The sequence below is a fragment of the Alteribacter lacisalsi genome (assembly GCF_003226345.1).
Classification (GTDB): domain Bacteria; phylum Bacillota; class Bacilli; order Bacillales; family Salisediminibacteriaceae; genus Alteribacter; species Alteribacter lacisalsi.
In genome coordinates, this window is the sequence record NZ_PDOF01000004.1 from 1 (window position 1) to 20,755 (window position 20,755).

21 protein-coding genes, 11 tRNA genes and 1 rRNA gene are annotated in these 20,755 nt (G+C 49.7%); 4 read left to right on the plus strand and 29 right to left on the minus strand.

Translation table 11 applies throughout. The annotated features are described in order from the left end of the window. The 13 genes from CR205_RS18160 to CR205_RS18220 all read right to left on the minus strand — a co-directional run. A 16S ribosomal RNA gene (locus tag CR205_RS18160) occupies positions 1 to 122 on the minus strand; the annotation flags it as partial. Between the two features lie 108 nt (positions 123 to 230). Continuing rightward, positions 231 to 307: transfer RNA gene (locus tag CR205_RS18165), tRNA-Ile, on the minus strand. Between the two features lie 68 nt (positions 308 to 375). Then, positions 376 to 449: transfer RNA gene (locus CR205_RS18170), tRNA-Gly, on the minus strand. A 15-nt stretch (positions 450 to 464) separates the two neighbouring features. After that, a tRNA-Pro gene (locus CR205_RS18175) sits at positions 465 to 541 on the minus strand. A gap of 16 nt (positions 542 to 557) precedes the next feature. After that, positions 558 to 634, minus strand: a tRNA-Arg gene (locus CR205_RS18180). A gap of 61 nt (positions 635 to 695) precedes the next feature. Continuing rightward, positions 696 to 782, minus strand: a tRNA-Leu gene (locus tag CR205_RS18185). Positions 783 to 812: 30 nt separating this feature from the next. Continuing rightward, a tRNA-Leu gene (locus tag CR205_RS18190) sits at positions 813 to 897 on the minus strand. Between the two features lie 9 nt (positions 898 to 906). Continuing rightward, a tRNA-Asp gene (locus tag CR205_RS18195) sits at positions 907 to 982 on the minus strand. Positions 983 to 993: 11 nt separating this feature from the next. Beyond that, a tRNA-Val gene (locus tag CR205_RS18200) sits at positions 994 to 1,069 on the minus strand. A 58-nt stretch (positions 1,070 to 1,127) separates the two neighbouring features. Then, positions 1,128 to 1,202, minus strand: a tRNA-Glu gene (locus CR205_RS18205). Between the two features lie 13 nt (positions 1,203 to 1,215). Then, positions 1,216 to 1,306, minus strand: a tRNA-Ser gene (locus CR205_RS18210). A gap of 3 nt (positions 1,307 to 1,309) precedes the next feature. After that, positions 1,310 to 1,384 (minus strand) — tRNA-Asn (locus tag CR205_RS18215). 147 nt (positions 1,385 to 1,531) lie between these two features. Beyond that, complete coding sequence (locus CR205_RS18220; protein ID WP_110521590.1) at positions 1,532 to 2,008, minus strand: SprT family protein; 477 nt, start codon at positions 2,006 to 2,008, stop codon at positions 1,532 to 1,534. Positions 2,009 to 2,149: 141 nt separating this feature from the next. Here CR205_RS18220 and cmpA point away from each other — a divergent pair, with 141 nt between their 5' ends. Beyond that, complete coding sequence (gene cmpA / locus CR205_RS18225; protein ID WP_110521591.1) at positions 2,150 to 2,266, plus strand: cortex morphogenetic protein CmpA; 117 nt, start codon at positions 2,150 to 2,152, stop codon at positions 2,264 to 2,266. 131 nt (positions 2,267 to 2,397) lie between these two features. On the opposite strand, the gene CR205_RS18230 is transcribed toward cmpA, so the two are convergent. The 15 genes from CR205_RS18230 to acpS all read right to left on the minus strand — a co-directional run bounded on the left by CR205_RS18230 (position 2,398) and on the right by acpS (position 15,520). Next, complete coding sequence (locus CR205_RS18230; RefSeq protein ID WP_110521592.1) at positions 2,398 to 4,578, minus strand: Tex family protein; 2,181 nt, start codon at positions 4,576 to 4,578, stop codon at positions 2,398 to 2,400. A 161-nt stretch (positions 4,579 to 4,739) separates the two neighbouring features. Further along, complete coding sequence (locus CR205_RS18235; protein ID WP_110521593.1) at positions 4,740 to 5,351, minus strand: SpoIIE family protein phosphatase; 612 nt, start codon at positions 5,349 to 5,351, stop codon at positions 4,740 to 4,742. Then, a complete protein-coding gene (sigB, locus tag CR205_RS18240; protein WP_110521594.1) occupies positions 5,352 to 6,140 on the minus strand; it encodes an RNA polymerase sigma factor SigB in 789 nt (262 codons plus the stop codon). It lies immediately after the preceding gene. Beyond that, positions 6,106 to 6,597: an anti-sigma B factor RsbW gene (rsbW, locus tag CR205_RS18245; RefSeq protein ID WP_110521595.1), complete on the minus strand. Its 492-nt coding sequence runs from the start codon at positions 6,595 to 6,597 to the stop codon at positions 6,106 to 6,108. The genes sigB and rsbW overlap by 35 nt, the downstream gene beginning before the upstream one ends. A gap of 5 nt (positions 6,598 to 6,602) precedes the next feature. After that, positions 6,603 to 6,932 carry an STAS domain-containing protein gene (locus CR205_RS18250; RefSeq protein WP_110521596.1) on the minus strand — a complete coding sequence of 110 codons (330 nt, stop codon included), beginning with the start codon at positions 6,930 to 6,932 and terminating at the stop codon, positions 6,603 to 6,605. A 61-nt stretch (positions 6,933 to 6,993) separates the two neighbouring features. Beyond that, positions 6,994 to 8,007, minus strand: coding sequence for a PP2C family protein-serine/threonine phosphatase (locus CR205_RS18255; protein ID WP_110521597.1), 1,014 nt, complete (start codon positions 8,005 to 8,007; stop codon positions 6,994 to 6,996). A 14-nt stretch (positions 8,008 to 8,021) separates the two neighbouring features. Further along, positions 8,022 to 8,423 (minus strand): anti-sigma regulatory factor, encoded by a 402-nt coding sequence (locus tag CR205_RS18260; protein ID WP_110521598.1) that lies wholly within the window; start codon positions 8,421 to 8,423, stop codon positions 8,022 to 8,024. 3 nt (positions 8,424 to 8,426) lie between these two features. Beyond that, the gene (locus CR205_RS18265) at positions 8,427 to 8,783 is read right to left on the minus strand and encodes an STAS domain-containing protein (protein ID WP_110521599.1); all 357 of its coding nucleotides are present in this window, start codon (positions 8,781 to 8,783) and stop codon (positions 8,427 to 8,429) included. A 13-nt stretch (positions 8,784 to 8,796) separates the two neighbouring features. Beyond that, positions 8,797 to 9,618 (minus strand): RsbT co-antagonist protein RsbRA, encoded by an 822-nt coding sequence (locus CR205_RS18270; protein WP_110521600.1) that lies wholly within the window; start codon positions 9,616 to 9,618, stop codon positions 8,797 to 8,799. A gap of 229 nt (positions 9,619 to 9,847) precedes the next feature. After that, positions 9,848 to 10,198 (minus strand): type II toxin-antitoxin system PemK/MazF family toxin, encoded by a 351-nt coding sequence (locus CR205_RS18275; RefSeq protein ID WP_110521601.1) that lies wholly within the window; start codon positions 10,196 to 10,198, stop codon positions 9,848 to 9,850. Positions 10,199 to 10,201: 3 nt separating this feature from the next. Further along, a complete protein-coding gene (locus CR205_RS18280) occupies positions 10,202 to 10,480 on the minus strand; it encodes a CopG family ribbon-helix-helix protein (RefSeq protein WP_110521602.1) in 279 nt (92 codons plus the stop codon). Positions 10,481 to 10,867: 387 nt separating this feature from the next. After that, complete coding sequence (alr, locus tag CR205_RS18285; protein WP_236634902.1) at positions 10,868 to 12,049, minus strand: alanine racemase; 1,182 nt, start codon at positions 12,047 to 12,049, stop codon at positions 10,868 to 10,870. A gap of 147 nt (positions 12,050 to 12,196) precedes the next feature. Further along, entirely contained in the window at positions 12,197 to 13,456 is a 1,260-nt protein-coding gene (locus tag CR205_RS20455; protein ID WP_201745421.1) for a LolA family protein, read from the minus strand. 82 nt (positions 13,457 to 13,538) lie between these two features. Continuing rightward, entirely contained in the window at positions 13,539 to 15,062 is a 1,524-nt protein-coding gene (locus tag CR205_RS18295; protein ID WP_110521604.1) for an NAD(P)H-hydrate dehydratase, read from the minus strand. An 89-nt stretch (positions 15,063 to 15,151) separates the two neighbouring features. Then, positions 15,152 to 15,520 (minus strand): holo-ACP synthase, encoded by a 369-nt coding sequence (acpS, locus tag CR205_RS18300; protein WP_110521605.1) that lies wholly within the window; start codon positions 15,518 to 15,520, stop codon positions 15,152 to 15,154. Between the two features lie 148 nt (positions 15,521 to 15,668). Here acpS and CR205_RS18305 point away from each other — a divergent pair, with 148 nt between their 5' ends. Continuing rightward, a complete protein-coding gene (locus CR205_RS18305; protein ID WP_110521606.1) occupies positions 15,669 to 16,433 on the plus strand; it encodes a rhomboid family intramembrane serine protease in 765 nt (254 codons plus the stop codon). A gap of 287 nt (positions 16,434 to 16,720) precedes the next feature. Here the strand turns inward: CR205_RS18305 and CR205_RS18310 are convergent, their stop codons facing one another. Continuing rightward, positions 16,721 to 17,779, minus strand: a complete 1,059-nt coding sequence (locus CR205_RS18310) for an ABC transporter ATP-binding protein (RefSeq protein ID WP_110521607.1) — start codon at positions 17,777 to 17,779, stop codon at positions 16,721 to 16,723. A gap of 397 nt (positions 17,780 to 18,176) precedes the next feature. On the opposite strand from CR205_RS18310, the gene CR205_RS18315 reads away from it, so the two are divergent. Continuing rightward, positions 18,177 to 19,508, plus strand: coding sequence for a cytochrome ubiquinol oxidase subunit I (locus CR205_RS18315; RefSeq protein WP_110521608.1), 1,332 nt, complete (start codon positions 18,177 to 18,179; stop codon positions 19,506 to 19,508). Between the two features lie 14 nt (positions 19,509 to 19,522). Next, a complete protein-coding gene (locus tag CR205_RS18320; RefSeq protein ID WP_110521609.1) occupies positions 19,523 to 20,551 on the plus strand; it encodes a cytochrome d ubiquinol oxidase subunit II in 1,029 nt (342 codons plus the stop codon). Positions 20,552 to 20,755 lie beyond the last annotated feature (204 nt).

Here is a 20,755-nt window from a genome sequence, read left to right on the forward strand (position 1 = left end):
CGTGTTACTCACCCGTCCGCCGCTGACGTCAGGGGAGCAAGCTCCCCATCAGTCCGCTCGACTTGCATGTATTAGGCACGCCGCCAGCGTTCGTCCTGAGCCAGGATCAAACTCTCCGTAGAAAGTTCGATGTCACTGACATCAAAAATAAATATTTATTGACGGGATATCTTAAAATATCCCACGTTTCGCTTGGCTTTTTGTTTAGTTTTCAAAGGTCACTATAATAATGGTGGGCCTGAGTGGACTCGAACCACCGACCTCACGCTTATCAGGCGTGCGCTCTAACCAGCTGAGCTACAGGCCCTCAAGCAACGTTTTCTATCGTATCAGTTACGATCACGTTTTGCAAGAGGAAATTAAAAATTATTTTTATGGAGCGGGTGATGGGAATCGAACCCACATCATCAGCTTGGAAGGCTGAGGTTTTACCACTAAACTACACCCGCAAATAGAAAACTAGATGGTCGGGAAGACAGGATTTGAACCTGCGACCCCTTGGTCCCAAACCAAGTGCTCTACCAAGCTGAGCTACTTCCCGATACATTAAATAAGTATGGCGCGCCCGAGAGGAGTCGAACCCCTAACCTTCTGATCCGTAGTCAGACGCTCTATCCAATTGAGCTACGGGCGCCTATATAAATAGGCGTTCCTTGTTTTTTCATTGTTTAAGAGCAAAAAAATAAAAGTATGTATGGTGCGGTTGAGAGGAGTCGAACCTCCACGGGGTTATCCCCCACTAGGCCCTCAACCTAGCGCGTCTGCCATTCCGCCACAACCGCGTAACATAGCTTTTCAGTAAAAAATATATATGGTGCGGGTGAAGGGACTTGAACCCCCACGTCCGAAGACACTAGATCCTAAGTCTAGCGCGTCTGCCAATTCCGCCACACCCGCATATATAAATGGCGGTCCCGACCGGGATCGAACCGGCGATCTCCTGCGTGACAGGCAGGCATGTTAACCGCTACACCACGGGACCAGATATTTGGATGGTGGAGGATGACGGGCTCGAACCGCCGACCCCCTGCTTGTAAGGCAGGTGCTCTCCCAACTGAGCTAATCCTCCATGTATAAAAGGTTTTAAATGAGCATTTTGCACGTTTCTTCATATTATATAGAAGAAATGGTGACCCGTACGGGATTCGAACCCGTGTTACCGCCGTGAAAGGGCGGTGTCTTAACCACTTGACCAACGGGCCACTTCAAAAAAACTGGCGGAGAAGGAGGGATTTGAACCCTCGCGCCGCTTGCGCGACCTACACCCTTAGCAGGGGCGCCTCTTCAGCCACTTGAGTACTTCTCCGTATGGCTCCACAGGTAGGACTCGAACCTACGACCGATCGGTTAACAGCCGATTGCTCTACCACTGAGCTACTGTGGAATAAAAGTAAAATTATCAGAAGCGACTTTTTATATTTTATATAACCGGAGCGGAAAAGTCAATAACTTTTTATAAGAAGTATTTCGTTCCAGCTGCCGTGCCGCCTGTTCTTTCAGCGACTTTTATAATGTAACACAGCCTGTTTACTCAGTCAATGTTTTCTCGGGAAAATGTTTTTATCTTTTTTAACTGTCCTTTACATCTTCCGCATACATAGCGTTTAACATCGATCTGCCTTCTCCGGACGAATTCTGCTTTACAGCCTGCACATGCATAAACGTGCCTGACTTTGGACTGCCTTCTGGCGCCGGGGATCGTTTTGCAGTACCTTGATCCGCCTACTTCCGCAAGAAGTTTCTTGAAGTCTGCATCTCTGTGCTGATATCCCTTTCCTTCGATATGAAGGTGGTAATGGCAGAGTTCGTGTTTAATAATCCGGATAAATTCTTCCTGGCCAAACCGCTCAAGCTGAGCGGGATTCATTTCAATATTGTGGGACTGGAGCATATAACGGCCGCCTGTTGTTTTCAGCCGGGCATTAAATACAGCCTTATGAGCGAAAGGTTTCCCAAAGGACGATTGTGAAATATTTTCAACAAGCTTTTGAAGTTCTTCATTACCCATCGTCCTGCCTCCCTGCCCCAATTCAAAAATAGTTTTACTTTATTACAATAACACAGACAATCCGTTGCGCATATATGTAGTAGTACTACACAAATAAGGTCAGACGCCCTGTCAAAACTCAGCAGAGAAGGAGGGCCAAATATGCCCGGCTGGCTGAAAAAACAGCTTAAAGAAGCATACCTGAATAAAGACCGGAGGCGGATCAAAGTCCTTAATCAGTGCTGGTTTTATTATAAGAGCAATAACAGCGCAACGTAAACTGCAGCTGCCCGGACAACGGTCCGCACCAGGCACCATGTCTGCCAGGGGCTTTGATGCCTCTGAGTCCTCACACCTTTCGAAGACAAAAGATAAAGACGGAAGGCTTGCCGCCCTCCGTCTTTCACCTGTCACGTTGTCTGTTTTTCCGGCTCAAGCATTGTTAATGCGATACGGCCTTTTTTCAGATCTACATCATTGACCCAGACCGTTACAATATCCCCGACAGAAACAACCTCCATCGGGTGTTTAACAAAGCGGTTCGTCAGCTTCGAAATATGGACGAGCCCGTCCTGTTTTACACCGATATCAACGAATGCTCCGAAATCAACCACGTTTCTGACGGTTCCCTGAAGCTCCATGCCTCTGTTCAAATCCTCCATCGAGAGTACGTCGGATTTTAGAATCGGAGCCGGCACATCATCACGAGGGTCGCGGCCCGGACGCACCAGGGCATCCAGAATATCCTTCAATGTTGGGATACCGATACCCAGTTCCGCGGCAAGACTTTCCGCATTAACGGAAGAAAGCTTCTCTTTCGCTTCCATTGTCCCAAGATCGCCAGGCTTAATGTCAAAGCGGGACATGATCTCCTTGGTGACAGCATAACTTTCCGGGTGGATTCCTGTACCATCCAGCGGCTGCCTGCCATCAGGAATCCGAATAAAGCCGATCGCCTGCTCATACGTTTTCGCTCCGAGACGGGGAACTTTTTTCAGCTCCGCACGGCTCTCAAACTTCCCTTCCTCTTCTCTTCGCTTAACTATATTGACTGCGACCGCTTTGGACAAACCGGCCACATACTGCAGCAGAGAAGATGATGCCGTATTTACGTTTACACCGACCTGGTTTACAACCGTTTCGACAACAAATGTCAGCTGATCATTGAGCTGCGTCTGGCTCACATCATGCTGATATTGTCCAACGCCAACTGATTTCGGGTCAATTTTCACAAGCTCTGCGAGCGGGTCCTGAAGCCGGCGCCCGATCGAGACAGCACTCCGTTCTTCAACCTGCAGCTCCGGGAACTCCTCTTTTGCAAGCTTGGATGCTGAGTACACACTTGCTCCTGCTTCATTTACGATTACGTAAAACACCTGTTTATCGATCTGCTTAATCGTATCAGCGATAAACTGTTCTGTTTCACGGGAGGCAGTCCCATTTCCGATTGCGATCACGTCTACATCGTGCTTATTGACGAGCTGGGTGACCACACTTCGGCTTTTTTCCACTTCACTCTTAGGCGGGGTCGGATAGATCACTTTAATATCAAGGACTTTCCCGATGTCATCCACCACGGCCAGTTTACAGCCCGTCCGGTAGGCTGGATCGACCGCAAGAACTTTCCGGTCCTTTAACGGCGGCTGCAAAAGCAGGTTGCGCAGATTCTCAGAGAAAATATGGATCGCCTGTTTTTCCGCTTTTTCTGTCGCTTCTTTACGGATTTCCCGCTCCACAGCCGGTTCAATGAGACGCTTATAGCCGTCCTCCAACGCTAGGCGGATCTGCTCGGATGCAGAGGTCTGTGATTTCAGGTAGCGCTTCTCAATGTAACTTAGAATGTTTTCTTTAGGAGGACGGATGCCCACCTTCAGAATTTTTTCCTTTTCACCGCGGTTCATGGCAAGCACGCGGTGAGGAACGATTTTCCGGACTTCCTCTTCGTATGTATAGTACATCTCGTAAATGCCTTTTTCGTCCGCTTCTTCGTCTTTAACCTTTGATTCAAACCAGCCGTTCCGGTGCGTCAGGGCACGTGCCTGCTTACGGACCTCTGCATCGTCTGCAATGACTTCACTTATAATATCCCTTGCCCCCTGAAGTGCTGCTTCCGCATCGGGAACCTCTTTTTCAGGGTCTGCGTACTTCGCGGCTTCTTCCATCGGATCCCCTGAAGACGGCAGTGATAATAACCAGCTGGCGAGCGGTTCAAGACCTCTTTCCTTTGCCACTGTTGCCTTCGTCCGGCGTTTCTGTTTATAGGGACGGTAAAGGTCTTCCACTTCCTGAAGACGCCCCGCTTTTTCGATCTGTTTTTTCAGTTCCGGCGTGAGTTTATCCTGTTCACCGATTAGCCGAATCACCTCTTCTTTACGGGTCGCCAGGCTGTTTGCGTATTCCCATTCTTTTAAAATGGCACGGATCTGATCTTCATCCATTCCGCCTGTCATTTCTTTTCTGTATCGCGCGATAAAAGGAACAGTGTTTCCTTCTTCGGACAAATCAATAACGTTTTTTACTCTGTCTTTTCGCAGTTCAACTGATGCTGTTACCTGCGTGAGCAGTGTTTCTGACTCCTGCGTCCACTCCATCTGGAAACCTCCTTGAAAATCTGAATAAACCGGCAGGTATGACGGCCAACTGCCGTCACATTGAGCCGGGGTCTTCTACATTTTAGCCGACAGAAATTAAAAATACCACCTTCAAAAGAGGTGGTATAGCTTATAACAATTCAAAAACGGGATAGCAGCCCTCAGTTTTCCGGAGCCACCTTCCCGATTAAGATTGTTGTATCATCAGATTGATCCGTCATGCTGTCGATTACCTGCTGCATCGCTTTTTCTGTTGACGGCATGCCGTTCATAAAAGCGTGAAAGACAGGATCAAAACGCAGACCATCTGAATATAGAATAAAGGTTGTGCCTTTTTCATATTGAATACGCTGGGATTTAAACTTCTGTCTGCGTCCTGACATGTAGCCCCGGGAAGGGATGGGACGCACGAGTTTTCCTGAGGGAGGGTAAAAAATGCAGCCGATATTTCCGATATTGCTGTAGACAATTTCCTTAGAGGGAATATCAAGCTTGATAATGGTCAGGACAGCACCTCTCGTGTTCAAGAGCACGTTATTACACCGGGCCATCAATTCTTCGACACTCTCATCCTCGTGTTCTTCAATACAGCGTATAACTGCCGAAGAAGCTTCCATTGCTTCTTCCCCGCTTCCGAGTCCGTCTGCAACGGCACAGATCACATAATCATCGTCACTTGAGATGTAGTAGGCATCCCCTGAACACCAATTGCCTTTTTTGGCTGTATGAAACGACGTAACTTCCATATCATCTAATTGGTGGTGTTTAATCATTTATAAACACTCCGACGGTTCAGTTCTGATTGATTCTCTCAGCTTCTGAAGTGCTCTCCTTTGCAGGCGCGACACATGCATCTGAGAAATTCCGAGTTTTTCACCTGTTTCCTTTTGACTGAGGTTATCGAAATAGGTCAGATAAAGAATCTGCTTTTCCCGTTCGGTCAGAACGTGAAAGGCTTTTTCCAGAAGCATCTGCTGATCTGTTTTCTCGTATCCTTCTTCTGTCGAACCGACAAGATCGAGCAGCGTAACCGCACTGCCTTCATCGTCAGCTTCAATGGACCGGTCTACAGAAAGCGCCTGGTAGCTTTTGCCCATCTCCATCGTTTCCAGTACTTCCTCTTCGGAAACGCCGATGTGACCGGCAATCTCCTCTACACGCGGCGAACGCTGAAGATCAATCGTAAGTTCTTCTACGGCAGCTTTAATCTTCGGTCCGAGTTCCTTAATTCTTCTCGGTACGTGCACGCTCCAGGTCTTGTCCCGGATGAAACGTTTAATTTCACCGACAATCGTTGGTACTGCAAAAGATTCAAAGCTCCGGGCAAAAGATGGATCAAAACGGCGGAGGGCGGCGATCAGGCCAATCATTCCAACCTGTGTCAGGTCTTCATCATGGCGCTGACCCTTGGAAAATTTACGGGCGAGGGAATGGACGAGTCCTTCGTATTCCAGAACAAGTTTCGTTTGAACTTCTTCATCACCTGTCTTTTGGAATTCCTCAATCCATTCATAAACATATTCCTTGTTACTGCGTTGCCGATGTTGAGATTCCGTTGCCATTCTGCTCCACCTCATCTCTATGAAGGGACTTAGTCATTACGATAACGACCCCTGAATCCCCGCTGATCTCGACTTTATCCATCAGGGTTTCAATTAAAAAGAGGCCAAGACCCCCTTCCTTGAGCTCCTCAACCGGCTGGTCCCCACTTACCGGACCGAGATTCTTTTTTAGTTTATCCACATCAAAGCTCTCGCCCTGGTCTGCTACCATGATTTCCATCCGGTCCTCATGCACGCCGCAGCCGACTGTCATCACTGCCTGGTCATCTTTTGTATTCTTATAAGCGTGGTTCACCACGTTCGTGCACGCTTCTGCTACCGCAATTTTGATATCTTCTATATCGTCATAGGAATAGCCGAGACGGTTCGCAATCCCCGAAACCGTAAGACGGACCACACCAACATACTCCGGTTTAGCCGGGAGTTTGATTTCGATAAAATCAGAACTGGTACTCATACTTATTACGCCTCCTCTCTTTCATTAACTTCGATATCAATCACTTCATCGAGGCCAGTGATCGTGAACAGGCGCTGAACACGGCTGTTCACTCCGGTAATTTTAAGGTGGCTTCCGCTCTGATCGGTTGATTTAAGCGCGCCGATAAATACACCGAGTCCAGTACTGTCTATATAATGAACGCCCGAAAGGTTCACAATAATGGTCTTGTTCTGTTCTTCGGTTAAAGGGAGCAATTCTTCTTTAAGTTTTGGTACTGTATAAACATCAATTTCCCCGCTAAGGGATACGTAGCTTTCATCTGTGTTCTCTTTTATCTCGATCTGAAGATTCATAACTTCCCCTCCTGAAACAAATATAGGTACATTATTGTTAGTTACCCTTTTGGGATGTTCTTTAAACGTTTCTTCTCAGAATCAGTAATGTGAAATCGTCACGGAGCTGAAAATCCTGCATTTTTTCAAGATCGCGGTATACCCGATTCACAATATCCTGGGCCGGAAGATGCTGATATTTCCGGATCATATCGGTAATCTGTTCTCTTTCAATAAAATCGCCTTCGGTACGGCATTCGGTTACCCCGTCTGAAAGCAGCACGAAAAAGTCACCAGGCTGTACATCTTTAACGTACTCATCGTAGGTGACTTTCTGGGACAGACCGAGCACGAGGCCTTTGGTTGTAAGTTCTTCAAATGTATCCTGGGCAGCGGCATAATAAAATCCAGGTTCGTGACCTGCACCAGCATAATAGAAACGGTGGTTTCTCGTATCATAAGAGCCGTAAACCATCGTAATGAACATATTGCTGTCGATGTTCCGTTCCACCACGCGGTTGAGACTTTCAAGCAGCCCCGCAGGCTGCAGGCGCTCCTCGGGAATACTCTCCATCGCGTATTTAATCATCGACATACACATCGCTGCAGGAACGCCTTTACCAATGACGTCCGCAACAGCCAGTCCGATACTGCCGTGATCGTCCTGAATATAATGATAATAATCGCCGCTCATTTTTCCGGCCGGTACGCTGATCACACCAAAATCAATTCCAGAGGCATCGATATGTTCATCCGGAAGAAGCGTCTGCTGCATTTTCGCAGCCACATTCAGCTCCGACTCCAGCTGACGCTGGCGGTCTTTCAGGCTTTGATGCTCGCGATAGGCGAGTCCGTAGCCGATCATGACCTCTAAGAGGAGGTCAAAAGAATCAACCACCTGCTCAGGCAGTTCCGGCACCATTTCCTGAAAAACGGACATATGCAGGCTCACCATTTCTTCAGGAGACATGTCTTTTTCCATCATCTCTTTACTGAATTGCTGTGCTGCATACAGGGCATGTTCACTTTTGCTTTTAAGATAGTTGTCCAGCATATCTTTATAGAGCTGGTACATGGAAAGTTTTGTTTTCTCCAAGACAGGTCCCCTCCTTAACGGAGCCACTTAACGGCAGTAATGGTTGTCCCTTCATCCGGTTCTGAATCAATCTTAAACTCGTCCATCAGACGTTTCACGCCGGGCAGCCCTGCTCCAAGTCCTCCTGAAGTGGTGTAGCCGTCTTCCATTACGCGTCGAATGTCCTTGATCCCGGGCCCTTCATCTGAAGCGATAATCTTGATGCCCCGCTTGCCGGATACGGTGACTTCTTCAATGTGTATTTGTCCTTTGTTCGCATATAGGTAGATATTTCTCGCAAGTTCGGATATCGCTGTAGTGACTCTTGCCTGGTCAACAGATCCAAACCCGATCTCTCGGGCTAATTTCCGACCTGCCTGCCGAGCAGCCACGATCCCCCACTCACTATGAATATCAACATGGGTTTGGACTTGCATTCATCACCCCTCCAATTCTTGCTGGAGTCTGTCTAACCCCTGCTCAAGATCTAAGGCCGTCGGCACTTCTTCCAGCACAATACCCATATCAATAAGAGTAATCGCTACTGCCGGCTGAATACCGGTGAGAACTACACGCGCGCCCATCAGGTTGGACATATCCACCACATCACCAAGCACCTTGGCGATAAAGGAGTCGATCATATCAACGGACGTAAGATCGATCACAACACCGCGGGAGCCTTCCTGGTGAATTTTATTTAAAACATCCTCCTGAAACTGAAGGGCTGTCTGATCATCAAGATCAACCTGAACAGATATCAGCAGGTAATCATGCAGTTTTAGAATCGGAATTCTCATAACAGTCTCCTCCTCATTCCTCTATCTCTACGATTTGGTGCGAAGTCATTTCCAGAGCGGATTCAATTCCTTTTTTCAATGTGCTTTTTGTCGGGAACTTGCCGAGATCAATCCCCAGATTCACAATCGTCTGGGCAATCTCCGGACGAATACCGACGAGAATGCACTTTGCGCCTACCAGTCTTACGGCTTCTGATGCCTGAATAATGTGGTGTGCAACCATCGTATCGACAACAGGAACGCCGGTTATGTCAATCAGCACCACCTGGGAGCGGTGTTCAATGACCCCGGTAAGGAGGTTCTCCATAATCTGTTTTGCCCTCTCCGTATCGATCGTGCCGATCAACGGCATTACGCTTATATTATCAAAAACAGGGATCAGCGGAGCAGACAGTTCTTTGAGCGCCATTTTCTGAAGGAAAACCGTATTTTCCCAGGAACCGGAATAATGTCCGACGAGGATATTGACGATCTCATCCACCCAGTCTTCCACTTCCTGGTAGAATTCGATATCCCTCGTCTGATCATCATGACGGATCAGCGTTTCAACAGCAACTTTTCTGAACTCCTGCATGCCCCTGATAATGTAGTTCAGTGGCCAGCCGAGTTGGATCAGGCGGTCTGTGTAGTTCCGGATGGAATCCGCCACACCTTCGCCTTCCTGACCTACAGTTTTAAAGAGCATGTCCACAAATTCGCTGTTTGTGTTCTGATACACCGTATCAGAAATACTCTGGAGATAGTCGTCCTCGCGAAATTTTTCTACTTCCTTCATCCACTCATCGGTTATGGTAGATTTATGGTCGTGAATGAGCTCTCTGATCTGCTGATTCATTTACACTTTCCCCCATTTTAAGCAACATAGTTGTTTTTATTATTTCACTGATTACCCGGGATTGCAATGATTGTCTGCAGCAGGTCCATAGTCAGTTTTTATGTACTGTAAAGCCGGCCTTACGCGGAGAGCCGAAATACCCCCTCGTGTAGCCTTTCCCGGTAAAAAAGCAAATAAAAAAAGCTGCCTTCCGCTCAGGATAAGCAACTTTTTCCACTTACGGCACGGCTTAAAAATCAATTAAGCCGAGGCTGATCATCAGTGCATCATTGACCCGTGTCATCATATCATCGTCAAGATGCGTGATCTTATCTGTAAGTCTCTGTTTGTCTATCGTTCGTATTTGTTCCAATAAAATTACGGAATCCCTGTCAAAGCCGTAGCGCTTCGCGTTAATCTCCACATGAGTGGGAAGCTTGGCTTTTTGAATCTGAGCGGTGATTGCAGCGACAATCACGGTAGGACTGAAACGGTTGCCGATATCATTCTGGATGATTAAAACCGGGCGAACGCCTCCTTGCTCGGAACCAACGACGGGTGATAGGTCCGCAAAATAAACGTCACCGCGTTTGACAATCAACCGTTACACCCCACTAACTAAGCGATCCAGAGTGTGCTCTGCCTCCTCCTCAACAAGAAAGGCTTCCGTCGCAATGTTTAAATTAATTTTGGCCATCTCCATGTAGCCCTGCTGCATCGTTTCACGGATCTTGCTCTTCTTCCGTTCGCGCAGGTACATCTTCGTCGCCTGATGAATGACTTCGCTTCGGTTGGCGTCTTCTTTTTCAAGCATTCCGTCCAATTCGTTCACTAGATGCTGTGGTAAACTCACCATAATTCTTTTTGTGTTCTCTTCGGACACAAAAAACACCTCCAACGCAGCTAACACCCTGATTTTATTCCTTTTTAATCATATCACTGCTTTACAGCCTTTGCAAAGTGTCAATCGCACTTTTCAGGACTTTTTGTCACTGTACGGACATATCTGCGAAAAATAAGAGACAAGCCTGCGGATTCGTCCACATAAACACGCACTATAAATCATATTCTCCGCTTTAACAGAATATCCTTCTTTTATTTTGTGAAATTTGTTGAAGTTTAGTCAGAATCCGCCAGCCTTTTTTAATTGGTTGGCTCTGTTAAAGTTCGTTGTGTTTTCGCTCACTGCGCTCCCTTTCCGCGTGAGTATCGCGCGTTCGTTCCAATCAACGTTTTAAATTCAACATTAAGTTTTAACAGAGCCAATTGGTTAAAAGACTTCATTATGAAGATGCACGAGTGCTCCATCACGGTAAATGGCCCGGGGCACACGGTAGCTGATCATACACGGGATTTCATAATTGATCGTTCCCAGCCTGCAGGCAACTTCGTCAGCTGAGATCATACTGCTTCCCTGGCGGCCGATCAGCGTCACTTTCGTCCCCCGTTCCACCTTGTCAGGCAATTTCACCATCATCTGATCCATGCATATTCTCCCGACAATCGGTGCCCGTCTTCCATCCACCAGCACTTCTCCGCCGGCAGCATTGGCTCGAATCCAGCCGTCTGCGTATCCGATTGGTATTGTTGCGATCCATTCTCCGCTTTTCTCAGCGCGGTAGGTGGCGCCGTAACTGACCGCTTCCCCTTTTTCGAGCCTCTTTACATGGGTGATACGGCTGTGAAGGGAGAACGCCTCTTCAAGGGGCACAGTAATTTCTCCGGCGATCTCTTCGGAAGGGACGAGACCGTACATGGAGATTCCTACACGAACGAGCGTGTAGGCGTAGTCTTTGTAACGGAGCGCCGTGGCACTGTTGGCACTGTGCACAACCGGGTGCTTTATTCCGGTGCGGTTTTTAAACCACTCCAGAAAATGGGCAAAACGGCTGTGCTGCTCACGGATATAGGCATCATCAATTTCGTCAGCCGTGGCAAAGTGAGTATAGATGCCTTCGAGGAGAAAGAGTCCGTCGTGTGCTTTTACTTCCCAGGCGAGGGCATCTCCTTCTTCTTCTGTGCGAAGACCGATGCGGCCCATTCCCGTATCCACCTTAAGATGGCACTTCAGCGATCCGGTACCCGGTTTTATCTGTGATGCTGCTTCCTTTATCCAATCGGCCTGAAATACCGTCAGCGTGATGTTGTACCTGACGGCAAGCGGCGCGTCTTCCGGACGGACGTAACCGAGAACAAGGATCGGCGCCTCAATTCCCGCATGCCTGAGCGCCAACGCTTCGTCCAGGATGGCTACGCCGAGCGTGGATGCTCCGGCATGAAGTGCTGTGCGGGCAACATCCACAGCTCCATGACCGTAAGCGTTCGCTTTTACAACCGCCATAAAACCAGCCTCCGCCGGCAGTCCTCTGCTGATGGCACGTACGTTATTTTCAATGGCATTCAAATTTACTTCCGCCCATGTATCACGGTAAAACGCATGTCCTTTCCCCAACTTGACTGAATCCTCCTTCTTCGTACACAAAACCGTTCCTTTCATTAACTGTTATCCATTATCTGTCCGTTTCTTTTCTGTGTCAACACTGGGCCTGGCTTCAAAATAAAGAAAGCCCCGGGGCCGCAGCTCCGGGGCTTATCATTGCTATTTTTCTTCTGTTCCGTATACACTTCGTGCCACGCTCAGCATCTCTTCGTCGCTCAAATGCTTGGAGGCGAGGAAGAAGTCCGTGCCCTGATAGGACCAGGAGACGGTCGTGGTGTCACCTTCCCGTGATATAGCTCCGACGGTAAAACCGAGCTCAACAGGTGATCCATCTGAAACATGCACCGGCGTGGAAGCCGTAATAACCTGGCTCTCCTGCTGCACAAGGGTAAATGGCTGCTCTCCGTCGTAAGAGAGAATCACACGCTTGCCGTTGTCCGTGTTCAGCTCGCGTGATTCAGCAAAAGCTGTTCCCTGCGGCGAATACATCGGGAAGAAAACAGTGAAAGCTTCGCTGTCTCTTTCAGCTTCTTCGCTGCCGGAAACTTCTTCGGCACCTTCTTCATCTGCGCCTTCCGGACGATCCGTTTCTTCTGCGCCTTCAGTTGCTTCTGTTCCTTCATCTTTTTCTGTGCTCTCTGTTCCTTCAGCGCCTTCTGTGCTCTCTGTTCCTCCAGCGCCTTCTGTGCTCTCTGTTCCTCCAGCGCCTTCTGTGCTCTCTGTTCCTTCAGCGCCTTCGACCACCTCGTCGGTGTCACCGCTCATCACCGGCACGTCCCCTGTCAGTTGGGCCGCCGTCATGTTCCGGTCCATATCGAAGTCCCCTTCTTCAAAGGCAGTGTTCAGTTCGAAATCACTGAAATTCACTTCCACGAGGGTTTCAAGGTCCACATCCATAATTCTGACCGACGTCGGCGTAAGGGCTTTTTTATCAAGCATAATTTCCTGCTGGTTCAGGTTTTTGTTCGTGTAATTCGTGTTCGTCTGGAACACGTAGTGATCGTCCGTTGCCGTGAACGTGCGCTCAGGATCCATCAGAATGTCGTTGACGAGTGACTCATACAGGTACACCTGGCTGTTGTTTTCCGGCCAGTCGCTCTGGAACCGGAAGCTCTTGTTCAGAGCCGGCGTGAGCACAAACACCCCTTCATCATTTCTAAGGATGATCTGACTCTGGTCGCTTTCCGCGTTGCTCAGGGCCACACGGTAAAACGTCGGCTGCTGATACCACACTTCCACTTCGTACGTCTGCGGTTCCTTGCCGGTCTGCAGTGTCATGGACGCGTTGGCTTTGTAGCCGGTCAGGCCGTCCAGACTTTTGTCGAGTGCTTCAATGACATCTTCCTGACTTTTTTCCCCGCAGGCAGACAGCACCATTGCGAATGCAGCGATCATCAGAAGTGAAACGATCTTTTTCATGTACTCAGCTCCTCTGTGTCTTTTCGACGACAAAGGAGGGATTCGAGTTAAGGGTAACAGGCGGGCACGTGCCGGCTCTCTTTTATCTGAGAGAAGCCAGCGCAAAGGGAAGCTGTTCGATTACGTCGGATGCCGTGATCGATGCTTCGTCCCGCTCATGGATCAGCTGATCTGCTGCCAGGCCGTGAATATAGACGGCATTAAGAACTCCATCAAGGAAGTCGTCCGTCTGCAGGCCGGCTGCCAGAATCATACCGGTCAGCGTATCACCGCTTCCACCTTTTGCAAGCCCCGGGTTTCCCGTCGGATTGACCCACTGTCTGCCGTCGGGCGTCGTCACAATCGTGTACGCACCTTTCAGCACCACAGTCATCTTGTACTCCGAGGCAAACTGCCGCGATAGGCTGAATCGGTTTTTTTCCACGTCTTCAATCGTCTTTCCCGTAAGTCTGGCCATTTCTCCCGGATGCGGGGTAATGACGGTCGGTCCGCCGCGGCCGTCGCGCCAGGCATTGAGCTCTTCGGCCAGGTGATAAAGGCCGTCCGCATCGATCACCACAAGCCCATCGAACCCGCTGAAAATACGGGAAAAAGAAAGCGGATGACTTCTCCCCATTCCTGGTCCTATGGCTGCGCCGTCATACGAGCTCAGGTCAAGGCCGGTTAAGGATTCGGAGATCATCTCTCCCTGGTTTGACTGTAAAGGCAGACAGGTTGCTTCGGTCGCAGTCCCAGTCACAGTTGCAGTAATGCTGGCAGGCAGAGCCGCTGTTACGAGGCCAATGCCTGTTCTAAGTGCTGCCCGTGTAGTGAGACTGACTGCTCCCGGCATCTGTTCTGACCCGCCGATCACCAGTCCTTTTCCGTACGTTCCTTTGTGGCCGTCCGCCTTCCTGTATGGCAGGGACGCCCGAACCTCGTTTTCTGTCCGCACCCGGGACCTGGCTCCGCAAGCCTCAAAGGCTTTACAGGGGATGCCGATATCTGCCGTCGTCCATTCTCCGTAGTATTCCGCATACGGATAAAGAAAGGCCGTTTCCTTTGGCGCTTGGAGAATGATCGTCCGGCAGGCTTTTACTGCCTGCTCAAACGGTTCGTTCTCCTCAGCAGGCAAGCCGCTCGGCAGATCGACGGCAATCACTTCCGCCCGCGAACAGTTAACTTCCTCCACAATCCGGTCATAAGGAGCTTTGAGGGCGCCCTTTACTCCGGTCCCGAGCATCGTATCAATGATGTAGGTGGAAGAGGAAATTGCGCGGTCAAAAATTGCCTGGCTGTCTTCATATTGAAAGAACGTATGACCCGAGCGGATAAAAATGTCCATATGGACCCGCGCGGTGCCCCGGATCTTTTCCAGGGGCGGAATGATCCATACGTCTGTGTCGAAGCCCGCTTCCTTCAGGCGGCGGGCAATCACAAACCCGTCTCCTCCATTATTACCGGCTCCGATCAGGACAGCGATGCTGCTTTCCGGCGTGACGATTGATTCTATCTGAAGATACGCAGCCGTTCCTGCGTTTTCCATCAGGGTGGTTTCGCTGATTCCGACCTGATCCATGGTAAAGCGGTCAATTTGGCGCATGCGTTCGCCTGTTACCACGTACATTCTTCGGTCCCTCCCATCCGCACTAACACTATATGAGGCTGTCCGGGACAATATGCAGACTAGCCGTGACGAGCTGTGCGCGCGTAATTTTATTCGGTTTCCCAGATTACCTGGGCAGCTGCAGCCGTTCCAGTGTGGGTAATGCTAACGTGGAGCATGCCTTCTGTCTTCATGCCGTGCCGGGTCAGGTAAACGGACGGTTTCCCTCTTTCGTCCGAGAGAATTTCCGCATCCTGAAAGGAAAGATCTTTGCCGATGCCGCAGCCGAGTGCTTTGGCAAGGGCTTCTTTTGCGGCAAAGCGTCCGGCGAGATACTCGATTCGCCGAGCTGAGGTGAGCGTTTCAAACCGGTCCAGCTCGCTGGATGTCAGGATCCTGCGGGCGAATGCCGGTTTTCTTTCATATAATTTTCTGATTCGTGCTGTTTCCACGATATCCAGTCCGATTCCTCTAATCATACGTGTCTGACTCCTTTTACAGGCTGTTTTATCCAGTTTACCACGTGAGTTCCAATTTTCCGAAGCCCGGTGCCGTTCATAAGGACGCCTCGGCCGGTCATATGCTACTATAGAAGAAACTCATTTCAAGGTTAAAGGAGTCTGCTCTATGTTTATCCGGCATGAAAGCTTTCAGTCATTTACCCGTCTGTACCCGGTTGTCACCGTTTTAATCGGTATTCATATCGTTCTTTTTTTATGGATGAATCTTCTGCCCGGGCTTGGCGGCCTGTATATCCAGTGGATGGGGGTCGGCTGGAACGCCAGAATATTTGAAGGAGAGTACTGGCGCCTGCTTACGCCGATCTTTCTTCATGTGAGCCTCACTCATATGCTCTTTAATTCGTTCTCCTTGTTTCTGTTCGGCCCGGCACTTGAACAGATGCTCGGCAGGGGCCGTTTTATTGCAGCCTATTTCGCCACCGGTATTCTGGCAAATGTGGCCACACTCTTTATTGTAGGGAACACAACGTACCTTCACCTCGGGGCATCCGGGGCGATCTTCGGTCTGTTCGGTATGTATATGTACATGGTCCTTTACCGGAAAGATCTGATCGACCAGGGCAACCAGCAGGTTGTCATGACCATCCTGATGATTGGTCTGATCATGACGTTTGTGAACCCCAACATTAATATCTGGGCACACATCTTCGGTTTGATCGCAGGGGCGGCCATCAGTCCTGTGATCCTCCATAACGTTAAGAGTTTCAACATGTTCTCAGCCCCCAGACGCCGTCCGCTCGATGACGGGGAAATCGGCTTCGATCCCCAGCGGTGGCAGAAAAAAGCCCGGAGCAAAAAGCGGATCCAGATCGTGCTGTTCACCGTGATCGGCGTGCTCGTCCTGATTGGGCTTGCCGCGAGGTTTCTGTAGGTTCTCAATTTAAATGAATGACGCAGCTGTGGTATGCCCTGACTTGTGAAGAGTCGGGGCATTTTCATATGGAGGCTGTTGGTTTCACTTTAGGGGAGGGGGGTGGAGGCTTAGGGGCTCTTCATTCCCTAACTCTCCCTTTCGTTCGCCCTGATTCATCCAATCCGGTCGTTTCTCTTGACATAAACGTTATTATTTATAATAATTATAATTAAATAAACGATACAAACACACAAAAAAGCACCTGCCCTCCGCAAAGAGATCAGATGCTTTAATTTCAGGTTTTTCTATTCAACGAGTGCTACCAGCTCTGGTGTAATATCAAACGATACGATCGAGCCGATTTCCACGTCCTGTTCGATCGGGGCGTAGATGACCATCGGTTCTTTTGAAAGCATATGATCGGAGTGAAGGCGTACATACAGTTCCTGATACTCGCCGCCGTATGTGACCCGTTCCACTTTCCCGCAGTACTGGCCTTCTTTGGCCAGACGGCAGCCTTCCGGACGGATCGAGAGCTTCACGTTTTCAAGACGCTCTTTCCACTGCTCGGGCAGATCGACTTTCCCGATATGGGTATGAATGCTGCGCTGGTCGTTATCCATCGTCCCGTCAAGGAGGTTCGTTTTACCGACGAACTGGGCAACGAAACAGTTTTTCGGACAGCGGTACATTTCCTTCGGTGCGGCGATCTGCTGAATCACACCTTCGTTCATGACAACAACCCGGTCGGATACAGCGAATGCATCCTTCTGGTCATGTGTGACGATAATCGCCGTTGTATTGGCTTTACGGAGAATATTCGTGACGTCAAACCGCATTTTTTCCCGAAGGCCTGCGTCCAGGTTACTGAACGGCTCATCCATGAGCACCACGTGGGGCTTTGGTGCGAGCGCACGGGCAAGAGCCACACGCTGCTGCTGACCGCCGGAAAGTTCGGTCGGGTAGCGGGTCGCATACTCCTCCAGACCAACGAGTTCGAGCACTTCCTTCGCACGCTTCTTCTTTTCGCGCGTACTCCATTTATTCAGGCCAAACATGACATTTTTCACGATACTCATATGAGGAAACAGCGCGTAGTCCTGAAACACCATGCCGATGCCCCTTTTTTCAGGCGGCAGGGACAGATGATCGCTGAATACTTCCTCTTCGTCAATCGCAATTTCCCCTGTAGACGGCTGTTCGAAGCCGGCAATCATCCGCAGCGTTGTTGTTTTACCGCAGCCGGACGGTCCGAGAAGCGTAATAATTTCACCTTTATTAATGGACAGATCAAGAGAATCGACTGCCGGTTTAAGTGTCTTAGTGAAAAACTTCGTGACATTATTTAACTGAATGAAACCCATACGTTTAACCTCCAGTTCGTTCAGTTGCAAACACAGCCATGTATACGTGCATCCATGCCCCGCAAAAACAGCCTGTGTCTCCACAAGCCGCATAGGTACGGGCTTATTTAGAATCGTTACAAGTTAGTTGAGAATGATTTTCATTATATGTCTGAATTATAGCACAGCCCTTTTTTCAACGTCAACGAAGGAATGCCTCCAAAAGCAAAGATTTTGAAAACGTTCTCCATCCTCAACCGGCTCCTCCATCCTAGTTTATTGCTCTTCTACCCCTCTCATTCGTGCGATTTCCCTTTTAAACCTATGTCTCTTGGAAAAATCATGCATACTTTCCACCATTCATCGCACGATAAGACAAGGAAGCAACAACACTGATCAGACAGAGGAGCGGTTAATGATGGATGAGGTACTGTTAGCCCGAATGCTGTTCGGCTCATCAATGGCATTCCATATTATTTTCGCAACACTCGGGGTCGGAATCACCCTGATGATCTTTATTGCAGAGATTATCCGAGCTATTAAAAAAGACGATCACTACGGGGTGATGGCGAAACGCTGGACGAAAGGCTTTGCTGTCCTTCTCGGCGTCGCCATCCCATCAGGAACGATCGTCGGCGTAATGCTGTCTCTCCTCTGGCCGGGCTATATGGAGATTGTCGGGAGGGTTATCGCCCTTCCGTTTCAGGTTGAAATTTTTGCCTTTTTCCTTGAGGCCGTCTTTATGTCCATCTACGTTTATGCAGCGGATCGCCTCACCAACACGATGCGGATTATCAGTGTGGGTCTCGTGGCTCTTGGTGCGACCGCAAGCGCGGTGCTAATTACCGATGCCCACGCATGGATGAATACCCCGGCAGGATTTGACGTGGTGGACGGTGCCATCACAAACGTCCGTCCTTGGGACGCCGTCTTCAATCCGAGTGTCGGCGTTACCGTTCTTCACGTTGTGAGCACCGCGTATATGGCCGGTGCATTTGTGATCGGCTCTGTGGCTGCGTTCAAGCTGCTGAAAAAGAATATTTCAAGCAACGAAAAAGCTTATCACCGAAAAGGGCTGATGATTGCCCTGATCGTCGGCGCAACGATGAGTCTGTACACGGCTGTAAACGGCCACGATACGGCAAAAATGCTGTACGAATATCTGCCAGTCAAACTGGCTGCAGCTGAAGGTCTGTTTGAAACCCAGGATAACGCCCCTCTTGCGATTTTCGGTATTCCTGATCCTGAACGGGGCGAGGTTGTAGGTGGAATCGAAATTCCAGGCATGCTCAGCTGGCTTGCTTCCGGCTCAACGGACGGGGTTGTACAGGGTCTGAACGATTTTCCGGAGGAATATTGGCCGCCGCTTTTTGTCCATACCCTGTTTAATGTCATGGTAGGAATCGGCTTCACGCTTCTCGGGCTCTCATTTGCTGCCCTTTTCTGGCGCTACGTGTGGCCAAGGAAGGATTTTCCTAAATGGATTCTTCTGCTGCTTGTCACAGGCGGACCGCTTGCCATGATCGGTATTGAAACAGGCTGGATCTTCAGCTGTACCGGCCGTCAGCCATGGACGATTTACGGTGTGCAGCTGACCGCCGATGCGGCGACCGAATCAGGGAATCTCGGCTTTTTATTCTTCCTATTTGTGACGCTGTATGCAACCCTGCTCGTGCTCACCGCTCTCGTCCTGAAGTTTTATTTCGGACGCAATCCGGTATCTAATGATCTTCAGAAAGCTGACGTCTAGGAGGTGCGCCTGTTATGACCGAACCGTATATTGCTATCACCATCATCTGGGCGTTTCTTTTCATCTATGCGATCGCCGGCTCCATCGACTTCGGTGCCGGTTTCTGGGCGATGTACTATACCCGTAAGGATAACACGGAAGCCTCCGTCATTGCCAACCGGTACCTTTCCCCGTCATGGGAGGTTACGAACGTCTTCCTCGTGCTTCTCGTCGTCGCACTGGTAGGCTTTTTCCCGGGTGCTGCCTCGTACCTTGGCACCCTGATGATCATGCCGTTCAGCCTCGTGCTGATCCTGCTCACGATCAGAGGGACGTTCATGATCTACGCATACTCGTCGAAAAAGTACAGCCGGATGCTGACGATCATTTCCGGTACAACCGGACTGTTCATTCCCGCGTTGCTTGTGGCGACGCTCCCGATTGCCATAGGCGGCTTCATGAGTATCGGAGAAGGACGGGACTATCTTCTTTTTGACCAGATCTTTTCAAGTCCAACGCTCTACACGCACGTAGGCTTCGGTCTGAGTACGGAACTGTTTCTTTCAGCCCTGCTGCTTGCCGACTACTCCCGGGAGGCAAAATCGGAAGCAACATATCTTGTCTACCGCCGGAATGCCCTCTGGCTCGGGCCGGTCACCCTTCTGTTCGCCGTGGCGGCCACGATTACCCTGCTTCCGGAAGCCGGATGGATGGTCGACAATATGGCGAGCGTCTGGTACCTGTTTGCCCTCTCTCTCGTTGCCTTTCTCATCGGCTACGGCGCTATGTTCATGAAGTCCAACAGGGAAAATCTCGGACGGCCCCGACTGGCGGTCATCATGATTGTGATACAGTTCGGGCTGGCCAGTTTCGGCTACGGCTTTTCCCACATGCCGTATATTCTTTATCCGGATCTCACCATTCAGGACGCCTTTACCGATCCAGCCATGTTCCGCTGGCTTCTCGTCGGCTACGGGGTAGGCATGGCACTCCTCATCCCTGCTTTTATCGTATTCTGGCGCCTGTTTATGAAAGACAAGCGCTATCTGCAGGCGGAAAAATAACCAGGTTCTTCAATACCGCTCTGCGGCCTGCTGGCCGCGGGCGGTTTTTTATGGGCGGGGAGTCGGGTGGGGGCCTGGTTGTGAACGTCGGCGTTTATTGTCCTTAGATAAGTCTAATTGTCTTTACATCAAACTTATTATCCTTAGAGAAGATTTATAGTCCTTACACCAGATTCATTGTCTCTAGCACCTTCCCCCTACCTG

Excerpts from the sequence above, each read along its gene's own strand:
- cmpA (WP_110521591.1), top strand. The coding sequence starts at position 2,150 with ATGCCCGGCTGGCTGAAAAAACAGCTTAAAGAAGCATACCTGAATAAA.
- CR205_RS18295 (WP_110521604.1), bottom strand. The coding sequence starts at position 15,062 with ATGTACGTGGTAACAGGCGAACGCATGCGCCAAATTGACCGCTTTACC.
- CR205_RS18265 (WP_110521599.1), bottom strand. The coding sequence starts at position 8,783 with ATGAGAATTCCGATTCTAAAACTGCATGATTACCTGCTGATATCTGTT.
- CR205_RS18310 (WP_110521607.1), bottom strand. The coding sequence starts at position 17,779 with ATGGGTTTCATTCAGTTAAATAATGTCACGAAGTTTTTCACTAAGACA.
- CR205_RS18220 (WP_110521590.1), bottom strand. The coding sequence starts at position 2,008 with ATGGGTAATGAAGAACTTCAAAAGCTTGTTGAAAATATTTCACAATCG.
- CR205_RS20455 (WP_201745421.1), bottom strand. The coding sequence starts at position 13,456 with ATGAAAAAGATCGTTTCACTTCTGATGATCGCTGCATTCGCAATGGTG.
- CR205_RS18315 (WP_110521608.1), top strand. The coding sequence starts at position 18,177 with ATGGATGAGGTACTGTTAGCCCGAATGCTGTTCGGCTCATCAATGGCA.
- CR205_RS18235 (WP_110521593.1), bottom strand. The coding sequence starts at position 5,351 with ATGATTAAACACCACCAATTAGATGATATGGAAGTTACGTCGTTTCAT.
- CR205_RS18270 (WP_110521600.1), bottom strand. The coding sequence starts at position 9,618 with ATGAATCAGCAGATCAGAGAGCTCATTCACGACCATAAATCTACCATA.
- sigB (WP_110521594.1), bottom strand. The coding sequence starts at position 6,140 with ATGGCAACGGAATCTCAACATCGGCAACGCAGTAACAAGGAATATGTT.
- CR205_RS18250 (WP_110521596.1), bottom strand. The coding sequence starts at position 6,932 with ATGAATCTTCAGATCGAGATAAAAGAGAACACAGATGAAAGCTACGTA.
- CR205_RS18320 (WP_110521609.1), top strand. The coding sequence starts at position 19,523 with ATGACCGAACCGTATATTGCTATCACCATCATCTGGGCGTTTCTTTTC.
- CR205_RS18260 (WP_110521598.1), bottom strand. The coding sequence starts at position 8,423 with ATGCAAGTCCAAACCCATGTTGATATTCATAGTGAGTGGGGGATCGTG.
- CR205_RS18305 (WP_110521606.1), top strand. The coding sequence starts at position 15,669 with ATGTTTATCCGGCATGAAAGCTTTCAGTCATTTACCCGTCTGTACCCG.
- rsbW (WP_110521595.1), bottom strand. The coding sequence starts at position 6,597 with ATGAGTACCAGTTCTGATTTTATCGAAATCAAACTCCCGGCTAAACCG.
- CR205_RS18230 (WP_110521592.1), bottom strand. The coding sequence starts at position 4,578 with ATGGAGTGGACGCAGGAGTCAGAAACACTGCTCACGCAGGTAACAGCA.
- acpS (WP_110521605.1), bottom strand. The coding sequence starts at position 15,520 with ATGATTAGAGGAATCGGACTGGATATCGTGGAAACAGCACGAATCAGA.